The following is a 16,124-nucleotide window of genomic DNA, read 5'->3' as shown; positions in this document are numbered from 1 at the left end:
CCGGCGGCATCCCGCCCGGAACCGGCGCTCACCGGACGGAATCACTCGTACGCGATCGGTGAGCAGCCCCGGACTCCTCTGCGTGGCTGCCCGACTCCGTTGCGCGAGGCCTCGGCCGGCCGCCAGGATCGCTTCCTGTGCGGCCCGGGACACCGGTCGCCGGACTCCCTCCGCGCTGCCCGGGCCCGGTCGCCGGACTTCCTTCTGCGGGTCGGGATTCCCGGGCACTCAGGCGCCGATGCCCGCCGCCTGCCGCACCTCGTGCTCCTGGAGCCGCTCGGCCGTGCGCTCGGCGGTCCCCCTGGCCCACCGGCCGCTGGTGACCGCGCCCAGTGCCAGCACCGCGGCACCGCACACCACCAGCACCCACCATCCGTACCGGGCCGCCGGAACGAACGCGTCCCGGTAGGACGAGGAGCCGACCCCGGCGGCCAGCAGCGCGCCGACCACCGCGACCCCGAGGGTCTGCCCGAGCTGGCGGCTGGTGGAGGCGACTGCGGCGGCCACCCCGGCCTGGGCCCGCGGCATCCCGGAGACGGCCGTGTTGGTGATCGGCGCGTTGACGAAGCCGAAGCCGACGCCGAACAGGACGTACCCGATGACGAGGGTGAGGTCGGAGGTCTCCGCCTCGAACGCGGCGAACAGCACCGCGCTCACCGTCATGGCCATTCCGGCGATCAGCAGGGGCAGCCGCGGCCCCCGGGTGCCGAGCAGCCGCCCGGACAGCGGCGCGCACAGGAAGGTCGGTGCCGCCATCGGCAGCATCCACAGGCCGGCGTGCAGGGCGTCGAGGCCCCGCACGTTCTGGAGGTAGAGCGTGGACAGGAACAGGAAGCCGCCGAGCGCCGCGAACGCGCTGATCGCGATGACGGTGGCCCCGCTGAACGGCGCCGAACGGAAGAAGCGCAGGTCGACGAGGGGTTCGGCACGGCGCGGCTCGTACCACAGGAGGCCGAGCAGGGCCGCGAGCGCGACGACGGCGAAGGGCAGGATCGTGGCGAGGCCGGAGACCGGGGCCTCGATGATCGCGTACGTCAGCGCGCCGAACAGGGCGATGACCAGGATCTGGCCGACCGGATCGGGCCTGCGGGCCTTCGGTGCGCGGGACTCGGGGACGAAGCGCGCGGTGAGCAGCAGGGCGGCCAGGGCCACCGGCAGGTTGATCCAGAAGATCGAGCGCCAGCCCACCGACTCCACCAGCAGACCGCCGACGAGCGGGCCGGCGGCCATGGATATGCCGACCACGGCGCCCCAGGCCCCGATCGCGCGGGCGCGCTCGCGCGGGTCGGTGAAGGTGTTGGTGATGATCGACATGGCGACCGGGTTGAGCATCGAGCCGCCGACCGCCTGCAGCATGCGGAACACGATCAGCAGTTCCAGGTCGGGCGCGAGGGAGCACAGCAGCGAGCCGATGCCGAAGACGACCAGCCCCGCCATGAAGACGCGTCTGCGGCCGATCCGGTCGGCCGTGGAACCGGCGAGCATCAGCAGCGAGGCGAGCACCAGCGTGTACGCGTCGATGGTCCACTGCAGGCCGGACGTGCTCGCGTGCAACTCGCGCTGCATCGAGGGCAGGGCGACGTTCAGAACGGTGTTGTCCAGGCTCACGATCAGCAGGCTCATACAGCAGATCGCGAGAACCAGGAGCCGTCGTCGATGGCTGAGCTCGAGCATGCGTTCCATGGTACGACTTCGATAGTGCGGTTAACTAATGACCGCTACATGATCTGTGCCGATACGTGGCGGCCGATACGCGACAATGGGGGAATGCCCACGCCCGAGTCCTCCCTCCAGATCGGCCCGCACACCGTCCGGCCACCCGTGGTGCTGGCCCCCATGGCCGGTATCACCAACGCGCCCTTCCGCACCCTGTGCCGGGAGTTCAGCCAGGGCAAGGGCCTGTACGTCAGCGAGATGATCACGACCCGGGCGCTGGTCGAGCGCAACGACAAGACCATGCAGCTCATCAGGTTCGACGCGAGCGAGCGCCCGCGCTCGATCCAGCTGTACGGCGTGGACCCGGCCACCGTCGGCAAGGCCGTCCGCATGATCGCGGAGGAGGACCTCGCCGACCACATCGACCTCAACTTCGGCTGCCCGGTGCCCAAGGTGACCCGCAAGGGCGGCGGCTCGGCCCTCCCCTACAAGCGCAACCTGCTCCGGGCGATCCTGCGCGAGGCGGTCAGCGGGGCCGGCGACCTGCCGGTCACGATGAAGATGCGCAAGGGCATCGACGACGACCACATCACCTACCTCGACGCCGGAAGGATCGCGGTCGAGGAGGGCGTGACGGCGATCGCGCTGCACGGTCGCACGGCCGCCCAGCACTACGGCGGCACGGCGGACTGGGACGCCATCGCGCGCCTGAAGGAGCACGTGCCCGAGATCCCGGTGCTCGGCAACGGCGACATCTGGTCGGCCGAGGACGCGCTGCGGATGGTGCGGGAGACCGGCTGCGACGGTGTGGTCGTGGGCCGCGGCTGCCTGGGCCGGCCGTGGCTGTTCGCCGACCTGGTGGCGGCGTTCGAGGGGCGGGTCCAGGACCTGGCCCGGCCGTCCCTGCGCGAGGTCGCCGACGTCATGGTCCGGCACGCCACGCTGCTCGGCGAGTGGATCGGCGACGAGTCGCGCGGTGTGATCGACTTCCGCAAGCACGTCGCCTGGTACCTGAAGGGCTTCGCGGTCGGCTCCGAGATGCGCAAGCGGCTGGCGATCACCTCCTCGCTGGAGGCACTGCGCGCCGGCCTCGACGAGCTGGACCTCGACCAGCCCTGGCCGGCCGGCGCCGACGGGCCCCGCGGCCGTACCTCCGGCAACAACCGGGTGGTACTGCCGGACGGCTGGCTGAAGGACCCCTACGACTGCGCGGGCGTCGGCGAGGACGCCGAACTGGACACCTCGGGCGGCTGAGGCGTTCCGGCTCCCGCGCCGACGGCGGGCCGGGAACGGACCCCGCCCGCCGTCGGCCCGGCGATCAGCCCGTCGACGGGTGCGGCGTGGAGCCGTACGCCGTCAGGAAGCGGTCGCGGAAGTCGCTCATCTTCCACACCGGGGCGTCGTGGTCGGGGCGCAGGCCCTCCGTCCAGCCCCAGTCGGCGATCTTGTCCAGGACCTTCGGGTCCTTCGCGATGATCGAGCAGGGCACGTCACGGCTGGCGTGGTCGCCGCTGACCCGGGCGTTGGGCTGGTGGTCGCCGAGGACCACGAGCACGGTGTCGTCCTTGCCGTAGCGCTCCAGCCACTGGGTCAGGGCGGTCACGGAGTACTCGACCGACTTGCCGTACTCCTCGCTGGAGCGGGTGGAGCTGGTGAGGACGTCGGCCGGCCTGTTGCCGGCCGCCTCGATGTCCTTGTAGACCGAGCCGTCGCCGAGCTTGTCCCAGTCGACCATCTCCGGCACCGGCGCCCAGGGCTGGTGGCTGGAGGTCAGGATGACGAACGAGGTCAGCGGCTTGTCGCGCTTCTTGCCGTGCTCCAGACGCTGGAAGGCCTCCAGCGCGTACTGGTCGGGCATGGTCGACCAGCTGAACTTGGGCCCCGCGTAGCCCATCTGGAAGGCGTTGTAGACCTTGTCCAGGCCGTACCACTTCGATTCCGGCCAGCCCTTCTGCACGCCCGGCATGACGCCGACCGTGTCCCAGGCCCCGGTCTTCTTGAACGCCTCGGTCAGGGTCAGGTGGTCGCTGGAGGTCACCGTCCGGTAGCGGTTCTGGTTGTCGACCCACAGGCCCGACATGAACGTGGAGTGGCCGAGCCAGCTGCCGCCGCCGTACGTCGCCGACGTCAGCCAGCCGGTCCTGGCGTGGAAGCCCGCCTCGGCCAGGGCCTCAGTGCTGCTGTCGAGGGTCTTGGTGACGCCCGGGGCGGGTATCGGGTCCTCGATCGCGCTGCGGCCGTAGCTCTCGATGAACGTGAAGATCATGTCCTTGCCGCGCAGGTCCGGTACGAGTTCGCCGGCCGGGGTCCCGCCGAACTGGTCGGCCTCCGCCGTCCTCGCGAAGTCCCGCTCGTCCCGGATCGTGGTGCGCAGCGCCTGGTCGTGGTACTTGACCATGGTGACCGTGTGCTGGGAGGCCACCGGGACGCCGGAGATCTGGATGTCCAGGGCCATGCACGTCATCCACACCACGCTGGCGAACAGCAGTCCGCGCGTCGAGCGGGCCTTGTCGCGGGCCAGGAGGTCACCGAGGCGCACGACCGCGAGGGCCATCACGGCGAGCACCGCCAGGACGAGGAGGACGACCCCGGCGGCGGCGAGCAGCGCCGTGGTCCCGCCGAGGGTGTCCGCGAGGTACGACTGCGCGTCGTCCAGCAGCTCCCAGTCGAGGACCACGTTGAAGCTGCGGCCCAGGTACTGGTTGAACTCGATGTCCGTCAGGTTCAGCACGGTCAGCACGCCGAGCGCCAGCCCGCCGAGCACCGCCACGGCCACCCGCGGCCGGCGCGGCAGTACGAGCAGTACGCCCCCCAGGAGCAGCCCCTCCACCGGCAGCCGCGTGAACGCCGCGACCTGGAACTGCGCCTCCTTGTTCGGCAGCAGAAGCGCGGCGGCGACGAGCAGGAGCGCGAACAGGGTGACCGCGTGGGACACCCGGCGCGCGGCCACGGGATGCGCCCCCTGCCAACCGCGCCAGCCCTTGCGAAGCTGCCAGGGCCGTATCGCTGCGGCCTTGGCGGGTTCGGCGGCGGCCTTGGCGGGCTCGTCGGCCCGGTCGCGCTCGGCGGGGGGCTCGGTGGGCTGGTCGCTCTTGGCGGTGGGCTCGTCGGCCTCGGCGGACTCGGCGGTGGGCTCGGCGGCGGCCTTGGCAGGCTCGTCGGCCTGGACGCCCTCGGCGGGGGGCTCGGTGGGCTGGGCGCCCTGGGCGGTGGGCTCGGCGGACTCGTCGGCCTCGGCGGACTCGTCGGTGGGCTCGGCGGCGGCCTTGGCAGGCTCGTCGGCCTGGACGCCCTCGGCGGGGGCCTCGGTGGGCTGGGCGCTCTTGGCGGCGCGCTCGCCGGTGTCGTCGGTCTTGGCGGCGGGTTCGGCGGCGGTCCCGGCAGGCTCGTCGGCGGCCTCGCTGGTCTTGGAGGCGAGCTCGGCGCCCTCGTCGGCGAGCACGGCGGCCTGGTCGTCCTTGGCGGCGCGCTCGTCGGTTTCGTCGCCCTCGGCGGCGGCCTCGCTGGAGGCTTCGGCGTCGGCGGTGGCGGCCCCGTTGGCGGCGGCTTTCGCCTCCTCGGTCTTGGAGGCCGCCGGGGGCTCGTCGTCCCCGGGAGTCCCCGTGCCGGCGGGCGCGCCTGCGCCCGGCTCGCCCGCGCCCTGGGACTCCGCGTCTTTGGACTCCGCGCCCGAGCCGGGCTCCGCCAGGTGTGAAGCGGCGGCCTCGCTCCCGCCCCCCTGCGACGCCGGTTCTCCGGCCGGGTCCGATGGTGCACCCGATGACTGGCGTGTATCCGTGTGCTGAGGCACCCGAAGGTCCTTCCGTGCGCGGCGTCGCTGAGGAGGCGGGCCACGCGGGGGCCCGCCGCACACCCGTACGGCCAGGCCCTCATCCGTGTTCACAGGCGCCGGGCAAACACCCGGCAAACGGCTCCCCGGCCACGGGGCCGGAGGTCGTCCGCATGGTGATATTCGAGCGCTTGTGGCAGCGTGATTCTCGCCACCCTTGATAAGGGTTGCGCTCAGATGAGCGGATCGTGAGCGGCTGCACTTCTCCAATGGGTGGCACTCAGTGCCATCCATTGATCGTTCATCGATCGAAAACAGACGTGACGAGAGCCGCTCATGTGAGCGGCTGGACGGGTCTGCGAGCGTTGATTCGTTCAAGAAGTGAAAACATCTGCACCCGACGGCTTGCCAAGCCTTGACTTTCGATCCGCTGGCGGACGACTGGTTACGGGCGCATGACCCACAAGTGGACGTACCCATCGGCCTTTGATCTGGGTATGTTCCTGGCCGTCAGGGCAGCCACCGCGTCCTCGAGGAGTCGAGACCCGTGTCGGAAAACAAAGATCTCCAGGTAGCCGATCGCGGCACCAGTGTTGACGGCGTGAAGTTTGTCTACGACTTCACCGAGGGCAACAAGGACCTCAAGGACCTGCTCGGCGGCAAGGGCGCGAACCTGGCCGAGATGACGAACCTGGGCCTTCCGGTCCCTCCGGGCTTCACGATCACCACCGAGGCCTGCAAGGTCTACCTCGACAGTGGCGAGGAGCCCGCGGCACTCCGTGACGAGGTGAGCGCGCACCTCGACGCGCTCGAGCAGAAGATGGGCAAGAAGCTCGGCCAGCTCGACGACCCCCTGCTGGTCTCCGTTCGCTCCGGCGCGAAGTTCTCCATGCCCGGCATGATGGACACCGTCCTGAACATCGGCCTCTCCGACAAGTCCGTGCAGGGCCTGGCCAAGCAGGCCGGCGACGAGCGGTTCGCCTGGGACTCCTACCGCCGCCTCATCCAGATGTTCGGCAAGACCGTGCTCGGCGTGGAGGGCGACCTCTTCGAGGACGCCCTCGACAAGGCCAAGGAGACCAAGAAGGTCACCGTCGACACCGAGCTCGAGGCCGCCGACCTGAAGAAGCTGGTCACCACCTTCAAGAAGATCGTCAAGAAGGAGGCCGGCCGCGACTTCCCGCAGGACCCGCGCGAGCAGATGGACCTCGCCATCAAGGCGGTCTTCGACTCCTGGAACGGCGAGCGCGCCAAGCTCTACCGCCGTCAGGAGCGCATCCCGCACGACCTCGGCACGGCCGTCAACATCTGCTCCATGGTGTTCGGCAACCTCGGCCCCGACTCCGGCACCGGCGTCGCCTTCACCCGCGACCCCGCCTCCGGGCAGCAGGGCGTCTACGGCGACTACCTGCAGAACGCGCAGGGCGAGGACGTGGTCGCGGGCATCCGCAACACCGTCCCGCTGGCGGAGCTGGAACGGATCGACAAGAAGTCGTACGACCGGCTGATGCAGATCATGGAGACGCTGGAGAACCACTACAAGGATCTCTGCGACATCGAGTTCACCATCGAGCGCGGCCGGCTCTGGATGCTGCAGACCCGCGTCGGCAAGCGCACCGCCGGTGCCGCGTTCCGCATCGCCACCCAGCTCGTCGACCAGGGCCTGATCGACGAGGCCGAGGCGCTGAAGCGGGTCAACGGGGCCCAGCTCGCGCAGCTGATGTTCCCGCGGTTCGACGAGGAGGCCAAGGTCGAGCAGGTCGCCCGCGGCATCGCCGCCTCCCCGGGCGCGGCGGTCGGCAAGGCGGTCTTCGACTCGTACACCGCCGTCAAGTGGTCCCGCTCGGGCGAGAAGGTCATCCTGGTCCGCCGGGAGACCAACCCCGACGACCTGGACGGCATGATCGCGGCCGAGGGCATCCTGACCTCCCGCGGCGGCAAGACCTCCCACGCGGCCGTCGTCGCCCGGGGCATGGGCAAGACGTGCGTCTGCGGCGCGGAGGACCTGGAGGTCGACACCAAGCGCCGCCGGATGACGGTCCCCGGCGGGCACGTCGTCGAGGAGGGCGACGTGATCTCCATCGACGGCTCCACGGGCAAGGTGTACCTGGGCGAGGTCCCGGTCGTCCCGTCCCCGGTCGTCGAGTACTTCGAGGGCCGGATGCACCCGGGCGCCGACGACGCGGACGAACTCGTCGAGGCGGTCCACCGGATGATGGCCTTCGCCGACCGCAAGCGCCGCCTGCGGGTGCGCGCCAACGCCGACAACGCCGAGGACGCGCTGCGCGCCCGCCGCTTCGGCGCCCAGGGCATCGGTCTGTGCCGCACCGAGCACATGTTCCTCGGCGACCGCCGCGAGCTGGTGGAGCGGCTGATCCTGGCGGACACCCAGGTCGAGCGCGAGGAGTCCCTCAAGCAGCTCCTGCCGCTCCAGAAGCAGGACTTCGTGGAGCTGTTCGAGGCCATGGACGGCCTGCCGGTCACGGTCCGCCTGCTCGACCCGCCGCTGCACGAGTTCCTGCCCGACATCACCGAGCTGTCGGTGCGCGTGGCTCTCGCCGAGTCCCGGCAGGAGCCGCACGAGAACGAGCTGCGCCTGCTCCAGGCCGTGCACCGCCTGCACGAGCAGAACCCGATGCTCGGCCTGCGCGGCGTGCGCCTCGGACTGGTCATCCCCGGCCTGTTCACCATGCAGGTCCGCGCCATCGCCGAGGCCGCCGCCGAGCGCAGGGCCGCCAAGGGCGACCCGCGCGCCGAGATCATGATCCCGCTGGTGGGCACCGTCCAGGAGCTGGAGATCGTCCGCGAGGAGGCCGACCAGGTCATCGCCGAAGTCGAGGAGGCGACCGGCACACGGCTCAAGCTGGCGATCGGCACGATGATCGAGCTTCCGCGGGCCGCGCTGACCGCAGGCCAGATCGCCGAGGCGGCCCAGTTCTTCTCCTTCGGCACGAACGACCTGACCCAGACGGTGTGGGGCTTCAGCCGCGACGACGTCGAGGCGTCGTTCTTCACCGCCTACCTGGAGAAGGGCATCTTCGGGGTGTCGCCGTTCGAGACGATCGACCGGGACGGCGTCGGCTCCCTGGTGAAGTCCGCCGTCCAGGCCGGCCGGGCCACCCGCCCGGACCTCAAGCTCGGCGTCTGCGGCGAGCACGGCGGCGACCCCGAGTCCGTCCACTTCTTCCACGAGGTGGGCCTGGACTACGTCTCCTGCTCCCCCTTCCGTATCCCGGTGGCACGCCTGGAGGCCGGCCGGGCCTCGGTCGAGGCGGAGGGCAGCGACCACCGGTAACAGACTCCGGAGTCCTCGTCGTGGTCCCCGACCCTCACTACCGATTACGACGAGGACTCCGGTCCACGAAAGAGGAGGGGCGGCGTCCCGTGCGGGGACGCCGCCCTTCTTTTACGTCGGAGCACACACGGCAGCGCGCACGGCCAGTGGACCTCAAAAGTCCCTCAGATACGTGGACTGCCCACGCATCCCTGCCTAGGGTCGCGATCATGCCCGACATATCGCTGACCGTGGTCGTCCTCCTGTGCCTCGCCGCCTTCGCGGCCGGGTGGATCGACGCCGTGGTCGGCGGGGGCGGTCTCCTGCTGCTGCCGGCGCTGCTGCTGGGACTGCCCGCCGGCACCCCGGCCGCCGCCGCGCTCGGCACCAACAAGGCGGTCGCCATCGTCGGCACGACCGGCGCGGCCGTCACCTACGTCCGCCGGGCACCCGTGGACGTCCGCACCGCCGTCCGCATCGGACTGGCCGCGCTCGCCGGGTCCTCCGCCGGGGCGTTCTTCGCGGCCGGGATGAGCACCGAGGTGCTCAAGCCGGTGATCATGGTGGTGTTGCTCGGGGTGGGCGCCTTCGTGATCCTGCGCCCCTCGTTCGGCACCGCCCCGGCGCCCGGTCCGGCCACCCGCCGCCGGATCCTCGCGGCGATCGGCCTCGCGGGCCTCGGCATCGGCTTCTACGACGGACTCATCGGACCCGGCACCGGCACGTTTCTCGTCCTGGCCCTGACCGCCGTGCTCCACCTGGACCTGGTGACCGCCTCCGCCACCGCGAAGATCGTCAACTGCTGCACCAACGCGGGGGCCCTAGCCACCTTCGCCTGGCAGGGCGTGATCCTGTGGCAACTGGCGGCGGTGCTGGCCGTGTTCAACCTGGCGGGCGGCGCGCTGGGCGCCCACACCGCGCTGAAGAAGGGCAGCGGCTTCGTCCGGATCGTGCTGCTGACGGTGGTGTTCGCCCTGGTGGCGAACATGGCCTACCAGCAGTGGGTGGCGTAGGCGGCGCCGCAGCGGCGGGCACTGGAGTCGATGTGTACTACGCTCGGTACATGACTCTCAAGCGGACCAATGTGTATGCCGACGCCGAGGATCTGGCGATCATCAAGGAAGCCGCGGAGCGGAAGGGGATCTCCGAGGCGGAGATAATCCGCCGGGCGATCCATCTCGCCGCGCTGTCGGAGCGCACCTGGGACGAGCCGTTCGTGACGCGCAAGTTCCGAAGTGGCGGCGCGCCGATCGACAAGCAGGCGGTTCGGGACGCTGTTGCCGAGGGAGTCGTGCGCAGGCGGGAAAGGGACGCTGAAGCGTGATCGTCGTCGCTGACACCTGCGCTGTTCTCGCCGCCTACGACGAGGACAACCCGGACTCGGACGGCTGTGCGCACGCACTGGGCGCGGCGGGCCTCGTTGTGGTGTCACCGCTCGTCGTGGCCGAACTCGACCACATGGGGACCCGCCTCTTCGGCAGAGCCGCCGCGCGCAGCATCCTCGCCGATCTGCGCAGCCGAGCCAGGATCCTGCGTGCCGTGGTCCCCGAGGTCGGGCCGAAAGTCCTCGACCGGGCGGAGGCAATCCGGGACCGCTACTGCGATCTCGACCTCGATCTCGCCGACGCGGTGAACGTCGTCCTCGCCGATGTCTACTCCACCGAGATGATCCTGACCACGGATCGGAGGGACTTCCGCGCAGTGCGGCCGCTCGGCAAGTTCAAGGCGTTCAAGCTGCTGCCCGACGATGCCTGAGCGGTCTTCGGCGGTCAGGGGCCGAGGCGTGGCCCAGTACGCGGCCACCCGTACCGGGTCGTGTCCGGAAACCGTCCTGAGGGCGACGGTTCAGTGGCTGCCGGTCAGGTGGGCGAAGACGACCACGTTGCCCTGGTAGCCGGTGGACCTGGAATAGCCGCCGCCGCAGGTGATGATCCGCAGTTCCGGGCGCTTGGCGACGCCGTAGACCTTCTCGTCGGGGAAGTCCTTGGCCTCGTAGACCTCGATGGCGTCCACGGTGAAGACGGCGACTCCGCCGTCGCGGCGGTCCACCTCGATGGTGCTGCCCTTCTTCAGGGCGCCGAGGTTGTAGAAGACGGCGGGTCCCTGGGCGTTGTCGACATGGCCGGCGACGATCGCAGTACCCCGCTCGCCGGGGGTGGTGCCCGCCTCGTACCAGCCGGCCAGGTTCTTGTCGCCGGCGGGAGGGACGTCGAGGCTGCCGGACTTCGTCAGACCGAGGCCGGTCAGCGGGGCGTCGATCCGGATGGACGGGATGCGGATGCGCATGGGCGGGGACGGCGGCAGCGCGGGGGCGGCGCGCGCTTCCTCACCGGGGTCGAACACGCCCTGAGCCGCACCGGGCTGGGGCGGGGCGTGCGTCTCGGCGCCGCTGTACAGCAGCCACACGCCGGAGCAGAAGGCGACCACGGTGACGGTCGCTATCGCGGTGTTGCCTATGCGCATGGGGACGACCCTTCTCGGAACCCCGCGGGCTTCCTTCCGGCCCCCTTCAGGCCCCTTCCGGGACCCCTCCCGGACTCGGTGCCCCGCACCCCCCTCCGGGGCGCGAGGGGCGTCGCACCCGGAGGGGGGAGGGGACGTGCGGTACTGGCGGACGGACAGCGGAGGGTGTCCGTCAGATCCCGTCGCCTCTCGCCCGGCGATGCAGGAGCCAGGTACCGCCCGCGGCGGCGACGGCGAGAGCCGCCACACCGGCCGCGGTCCGCACGGGGTCGCGGCCCAGCCCGCCGCCGACCCCCGTCTTCACACTTCCCCGGGGCTCCACCTGCCCCTGCGCGGCCATCAGCGTGACGATCAGGTCGCCCTTGACCTCCCGGTCGCCGTCGGCGCACTGCGCGACGATCTCGTACGTCCCCGGCTGTGCGCTGTCCGGCACGCGGAACCGCCCGACCGCCTCGCCCTCGTGCGAGCCGGGCGCCAGAGTGAAGGGCCCCGCGCCGACCGCGCTGGCGTCGCCCGCCGCGGCCGCCTTCTTGCCGCACCCCTTGGTGTTCACGGTGACCTGACCGCCCGGCTCGACCGAGTACGGGGACACCTCCAGACTGCCGCCGGCCGCGCCGTACACGGGCGCGGCCAAACCGCCCACGGCGGATACGGCGGCCACGGCGAGCACAGCCCCGGCCACGGCCCTGGCCGGCGGACGGGCGGCGGTACGTCGCATCGGTGCTCCTCCGGGCTCGCTCCACGGCGGCACGACCCGCATCGGTCGTGCCCTTGCTCTTCCGAGGTAAAGCGCACGCGGCCGCCGCCGCTCCCTGAAGGCGTGTCAGAAATACGGTGAACGGGTGCCGGTCACCCACCCCGGACCGCCCCCAGGGGCGGGCGTTTGGCCAGGTCAAGCCCAACCTGCTGACGACACGTCGGAGACCACCCGGAAGGGCGCGCGGCGCGGGGGTGAACGGATGACCTCAAAGGCATGGACGCCTTGCTCACCGTCGTCCCTGTCACCCGTCCCGTGGTGCTGCACGACCGGTGGGCGGCAGACTTCGACGATGCGTGATCACGTGGAGGCATCGACGGGGTTGTGGCTGCGCCGCTGGTCGGCCGGGGACGTGCGGGCGGTTCTGACCGCGTTCGCGGACCCTCTGATGCGCGGACAGGCCAGTGAGCCGGTGACATCGGCGGACGCGGCGGAGCGTTGGCTCGCGGGGCAGAGCGAACGGTGGCGGGATGGTTCGGCCTTCGCGTTCGCCGTCGTCGACGGGCGGGACACCGTGCTGGGCAATGTGGCGGTGGGCGCGGTCAACCGGCGTCACGCGACCGGATGGGTGTCCTACTGGACCGTCCCGGCCGCCAGGGACAAGGGCGTCGCCTCCCGGGCCTGCCGGTCCCTGGCGCGATGGGCGTTCGACGACGCCGGACTCTTCCGCCTGGAACTCGGCCACCGGGTCAACAACCCGGCCTCCTGCGCGGTGGCCACGGCGGCCGGCTTCGCGGTGGAGGGCCTGGAGCGGCAGAAACTGGAGTACGAGGGCGTGCGCTTCGACGTCTAGCGCCACGCTCGCCTGGCCACGGACGCGGACCCCGGCCGTGGGTAGCGAGCCCTCTCGCTCGCTGCCGCGCGGCTAATCCCCGTCCGTCTCCGTCGGCAGGGTGGGGCCGGGGCCCTCGTTCGGCAGCATGACCAGGCGTACGGCCATGTGGCGGGAGCCGGGGGGTCGGTCGCCCGGCTCCGTCACGTACTTGTGCAGCAGGGCCTGGTACTCCTCGGCGAACGCCGCCGTCTGCTCCTGCGTCATCCACAGGCCGGAGCGGTAGATCTGATTCCAGCCCGCCGAAGTGTCGTAACCGGCGTACGCCTTGACGACCAGATTCAGGTCCTGCGTCATCTTGAGCGCGCCGATCTTCAGCGCTGCGTCGCGCTCGTCGTCCGTCATCTCAAGACCCGGGGGCGTGAAGATGTCCGTCATCAGTGATCTCCACCAGCGTTCCCGGCCGCTGGACCGCTCCTCGATCTCGGCGATCAGCTTGAGGTCGGCGAGCTTGCGCAGGTGGTAGCTGGTCGTGCCGGTGCTCTCGCCCAGCGCCTTGGCGACGCTGGTGGAGTTCGCCTCACCGTGCTCGCCGAGGTAGCTCAGGATGTCGCGGCGCACCGGGTTGGACAGTGCCTTGTAGAACGCCTTGAGGTCCGGGCCGGTGAGAACTCTTGTCTCGGGACGCTCAGCCATGGGCTCACCCTACTGCAAAGGTTCTCTGCAATAATCGCAGAGAACCTTTGCAGAGAAGCTCTGCACTCGCTAGTTTGGGGGCATCGCGGTCCACGGCGGGCCCGCCGAACACCCGGGGGCGAGATGCAGACGGAAAAGATCACGAGCATGCCGGAAGCGCTGAACTCCCGGTTACGCGACGAGATCGACGACCAGGTCGCCGAGGCCTTCGACGCGTACCTGGAGGACCGCCTGGCCGACCCGGGCCCCCTGCGCGCCGCGCTGGCCACCCGGCGCAGCGCCGGAGTGGTACTGGGCTCGATCGGCCTCGGCGCCCTCGCCACGGCACTCGCGCCGGCCGGGGTCACGGCCGTCTGCTGGATCTGGGGCGCGATCACGGCCATCGACGTGGCCTGGCTGCTGACCACTCGCCGCCGCTGACGTGCGGCCCGGAGGTGCGCGTCAGCGTCCGTGACGCCGGACGGCGAGCGCGGTCGACGGGATTCCCAGACCGTCCAACCGGGCCAGAAGCTCTTCCTCCTGATCCCGTGTGACGTTGATCCACAGGGAGGTTCCCGAGTCGCTGGCACTGAAGACCAACCGGTTCCCCTGCCTGCCTTCGGCGTGGATCGTGCAGCAGGCCAAGTCCGAGAGCACCGCGAACTGTTCGTCGTCGCGGACATCGATGTCGATCCCCATCCCGGGATCGCACCGCCGCGAGCGACTCCCGTCCGCCACCGCCTCCCGCGCCAGGGACAGGGCGCGTTCGTACGAGTGCAGCACCGCAGGCGGCCAGTCGGCGCCGCTGTAGGCGTCGAGGTGCGCCGAGTCGATGGTGGACCGCAGCACGCGAAGCGCCTCGCGGTGAACCGCCGTGACATCCGCAGGGCTCAGGCCGTCGACGAGTACGAACTCGCGGCCGGGGCCGTCAGCCGCCTGGCTGGTCACAGGCCATACCTTCCCGCACGGTCCGCTCGAAGGCCGTCCAGGCGGCTGGGGTGACGTGGAGGGAGGGGCCGTTGCGGTGCTTGGAGTCTCGTATGGCGATGGTGGTGGAGATGTTGGTGGCTACCTCGACGCACTCGGCTTCGGGATCGCTGTAGCTGGACTTGCGGTATCTGAAGACGGGCATGGTTCAAAGTTCCTTCCGCAGCTTGTGGAGGAACGAGACGGATTCCCGCTCGTCGAGGGACTGTTCGGCAACCATGGTGAACAGTTCATCGTAGGCTGCGGCGCCCTCGCCACCCTCTACCCATCGCTGAGCGAAAGGGGCCTCTACGTACACGATGTCCATGGCTCCGGGTTCGGCGAACGAAAGGATGTTGAACGAGCCGTTCAAGCCGAAGTGGGTGCCCGCGCCGAAGGGGAAGACCCGGATGCTGACGTTCGGGAGGCCGGCCGCTGCTGTCAGGTGGTCGAGCTGGCCGCGAGCTGTTTCGGCGTCGCCGGGCATGTTCCTCAGTACCGCTTCGTAGATCACCGTGTGGAGAAGCAGCGGGGCTTCGCAGGAGAGGCGCTGTTGTCGTGTGATGCGAGCTGTGACGAAGTCCTCGTCGGACTGCTCCCTCATGGCCGGGGTGGTGATGGGGCTCTTCCTCAGGGCGAGTACGTACTGCGGGGTCTGAAGCAGCCCAGGAATGAAGGCGGGTTGCCAGACCTTGATTGCTGTCGAAGCGTTCTCCAGTGCGACGTATTCCTGCAAGACGCCGTGGATCGGGTAGTCGTCCCACCAGCCCTTGGCCTTGCGGCGCTCGCGGTCAACCCGCGCCAACTCCAGGAGCCCGCCTACGATGCCGGGATCACGGACTCCGTACAGCTCGCACAGGGCGCGGATGTCGGGGTCACGTACGGGAACCCAGCCGCCCTCCAGCTTGGCGACCTTTGCTGTGGAAGCGGAGAGCACCTTCGCGGCCGCCGGTTGAGTGAGTCCGGCCATGTTGCGGAGTCTGATGAGTTCAGCTCCCAGTCTGCGTCCAAGGACGCTGGACGTGCTGTTCCCCTGCCGTGCCTGACTGGCCGTCACTTGGTTTCTCCTTCGGGGCCGCGCGGAGCAAGTTTGCTCGGTGCGGGGCGACTGTCGCAACACGATCGGTGGATATCTTCCGGGTAGAGGTTGAATAGATCTCCCCAGACTCATTACGTTCTGTCGCGAACTGCTCGCAGAGCGGTGCCCTTTGGTGGGTGCCGCCCCATCCCTGTCCGGAGGTGAGCGACTTGGTCGCCCCCTGCAACCCGCTCCAGTACGACCGGCTCGACTGCACGCCGCTGCCGAGGAGCGTCACCGGCGCCCGGCGCCGGGTCCACCGGCTCGTGACGGAGTGGGGTCATCCCGAACTTGCGGCCGACGCCGCCCTGTTGGTCTCCGAGCTCGGTGGCAACGCCGTCCTGCACGGATGCCTGCGGGACAGGCTCTTCCGCGTCGAACTCACCCTCACTGAAAGGGCCGTACGTGTCTCCGTCTCCGACCCGAAGGGCGAGGCGCTCCCGGCCCCGCGTGACGCCTCACCGGACGACATGTTCGGGCGCGGGCTGCTCATCGTCCGGAAGGTCGCCGACCGGTGGGGCGTGGAGCTGCTCACCGTCGGGAAGTCCGTGTGGTGCGAACTGGACGTCGCTCACCGCGCTGCTCGCCCCGGCGGGCCGACGGCGCCCGACCTGCGCGGTGGAAGTTCTATGCCGTGAGCCACCAGGCGGCTGTGCATGCCAGGGTCCGACACGCAAACGTGGCCTCGTGCATGTTGGTGACGTATTCTTCTAT

Annotated in this window: 16 protein-coding genes; 8 read left to right on the top strand and 8 right to left on the bottom strand. The window is 70.3% G+C overall.

Annotation, left to right across the window (positions count from 1 at the left end):
* Positions 1-228: 228 nt before the first annotated feature.
* Positions 229-1,674, bottom strand: a complete 1,446-nt coding sequence (locus OIE49_RS12450) for an MFS transporter (protein WP_326802371.1) — start codon at positions 1,672-1,674, stop codon at positions 229-231.
* A 93-nt stretch (positions 1,675-1,767) separates the two neighbouring features.
* On the opposite strand from OIE49_RS12450, the gene dusB reads away from it, so the two are divergent.
* Positions 1,768-2,910: a tRNA dihydrouridine synthase DusB gene (gene dusB / locus OIE49_RS12445; protein ID WP_326802370.1), complete on the top strand. Its 1,143-nt coding sequence runs from the start codon at positions 1,768-1,770 to the stop codon at positions 2,908-2,910.
* 64 nt (positions 2,911-2,974) lie between these two features.
* Here the strand turns inward: dusB and OIE49_RS12440 are convergent, their stop codons facing one another.
* Positions 2,975-4,660 (bottom strand): CDP-alcohol phosphatidyltransferase, encoded by a 1,686-nt coding sequence (locus OIE49_RS12440; RefSeq protein WP_326806206.1) that lies wholly within the window; start codon positions 4,658-4,660, stop codon positions 2,975-2,977.
* 1,312 nt (positions 4,661-5,972) lie between these two features.
* On the opposite strand from OIE49_RS12440, the gene ppdK reads away from it, so the two are divergent.
* From ppdK to OIE49_RS12420, 4 genes are all read left to right on the top strand, one after another.
* The gene (ppdK, locus tag OIE49_RS12435; RefSeq protein WP_326802369.1) at positions 5,973-8,720 is read left to right on the top strand and encodes a pyruvate, phosphate dikinase; all 2,748 of its coding nucleotides are present in this window, start codon (positions 5,973-5,975) and stop codon (positions 8,718-8,720) included.
* Between the two features lie 209 nt (positions 8,721-8,929).
* On the top strand, positions 8,930-9,712 hold the full coding sequence (locus tag OIE49_RS12430; RefSeq protein ID WP_326802368.1) for a sulfite exporter TauE/SafE family protein: 783 nt from the start codon (positions 8,930-8,932) through the stop codon (positions 9,710-9,712).
* Positions 9,713-9,762: 50 nt separating this feature from the next.
* Entirely contained in the window at positions 9,763-10,023 is a 261-nt protein-coding gene (locus OIE49_RS12425) for a CopG family transcriptional regulator (RefSeq protein WP_100567184.1), read from the top strand.
* Entirely contained in the window at positions 10,020-10,454 is a 435-nt protein-coding gene (locus tag OIE49_RS12420) for a PIN domain-containing protein (RefSeq protein WP_326802367.1), read from the top strand. The genes OIE49_RS12425 and OIE49_RS12420 overlap by 4 nt, the downstream gene beginning before the upstream one ends.
* Positions 10,455-10,544: 90 nt before the next feature.
* On the opposite strand, the gene OIE49_RS12415 is transcribed toward OIE49_RS12420, so the two are convergent.
* Both OIE49_RS12415 and OIE49_RS12410 read right to left on the bottom strand, forming a co-directional pair.
* Positions 10,545-11,162: a class F sortase gene (locus OIE49_RS12415; RefSeq protein WP_326802366.1), complete on the bottom strand. Its 618-nt coding sequence runs from the start codon at positions 11,160-11,162 to the stop codon at positions 10,545-10,547.
* Between the two features lie 172 nt (positions 11,163-11,334).
* Entirely contained in the window at positions 11,335-11,880 is a 546-nt protein-coding gene (locus tag OIE49_RS12410) for a hypothetical protein (protein WP_326802365.1), read from the bottom strand.
* Positions 11,881-12,211: 331 nt separating this feature from the next.
* Between OIE49_RS12410 and OIE49_RS12405 the strand changes: the two genes are divergently transcribed.
* The gene (locus tag OIE49_RS12405; protein WP_326802364.1) at positions 12,212-12,712 is read left to right on the top strand and encodes a GNAT family N-acetyltransferase; all 501 of its coding nucleotides are present in this window, start codon (positions 12,212-12,214) and stop codon (positions 12,710-12,712) included.
* A 72-nt stretch (positions 12,713-12,784) separates the two neighbouring features.
* Here the strand turns inward: OIE49_RS12405 and OIE49_RS12400 are convergent, their stop codons facing one another.
* Positions 12,785-13,387, bottom strand: coding sequence for an ArsR/SmtB family transcription factor (locus OIE49_RS12400; protein WP_326802363.1), 603 nt, complete (start codon positions 13,385-13,387; stop codon positions 12,785-12,787).
* A 147-nt stretch (positions 13,388-13,534) separates the two neighbouring features.
* Here OIE49_RS12400 and OIE49_RS12395 point away from each other — a divergent pair, with 147 nt between their 5' ends.
* Complete coding sequence (locus OIE49_RS12395; protein ID WP_326802362.1) at positions 13,535-13,807, top strand: hypothetical protein; 273 nt, start codon at positions 13,535-13,537, stop codon at positions 13,805-13,807.
* Positions 13,808-13,828: 21 nt separating this feature from the next.
* Here the strand turns inward: OIE49_RS12395 and OIE49_RS12390 are convergent, their stop codons facing one another.
* Genes OIE49_RS12390 through OIE49_RS12380 form a run of 3 tightly spaced genes read right to left on the bottom strand, consistent with a single transcriptional unit; the run spans position 13,829 to position 15,389 of the window.
* The gene (locus tag OIE49_RS12390) at positions 13,829-14,314 is read right to left on the bottom strand and encodes a hypothetical protein (protein ID WP_326802361.1); all 486 of its coding nucleotides are present in this window, start codon (positions 14,312-14,314) and stop codon (positions 13,829-13,831) included.
* Positions 14,295-14,498 carry a DUF397 domain-containing protein gene (locus OIE49_RS12385; protein ID WP_326802360.1) on the bottom strand — a complete coding sequence of 68 codons (204 nt, stop codon included), beginning with the start codon at positions 14,496-14,498 and terminating at the stop codon, positions 14,295-14,297. Before OIE49_RS12385 ends, OIE49_RS12390 begins: the two co-directional genes overlap by 20 nt.
* Positions 14,499-14,501: 3 nt before the next feature.
* Entirely contained in the window at positions 14,502-15,389 is an 888-nt protein-coding gene (locus OIE49_RS12380) for a helix-turn-helix domain-containing protein (protein WP_326802359.1), read from the bottom strand.
* A 182-nt stretch (positions 15,390-15,571) separates the two neighbouring features.
* Between OIE49_RS12380 and OIE49_RS12375 the strand changes: the two genes are divergently transcribed.
* A complete protein-coding gene (locus OIE49_RS12375; protein ID WP_326802358.1) occupies positions 15,572-16,048 on the top strand; it encodes an ATP-binding protein in 477 nt (158 codons plus the stop codon).
* Positions 16,049-16,124: the final 76 nt, after the last annotated feature.

The organism is Streptomyces sp. NBC_01788 (assembly GCF_035917575.1).
Classification (GTDB): domain Bacteria; phylum Actinomycetota; class Actinomycetes; order Streptomycetales; family Streptomycetaceae; genus Streptomyces.
The sequence above is the reverse complement of the archived record's forward strand: the minus strand, read 5'-3'. Positions and strand labels throughout refer to the sequence as shown.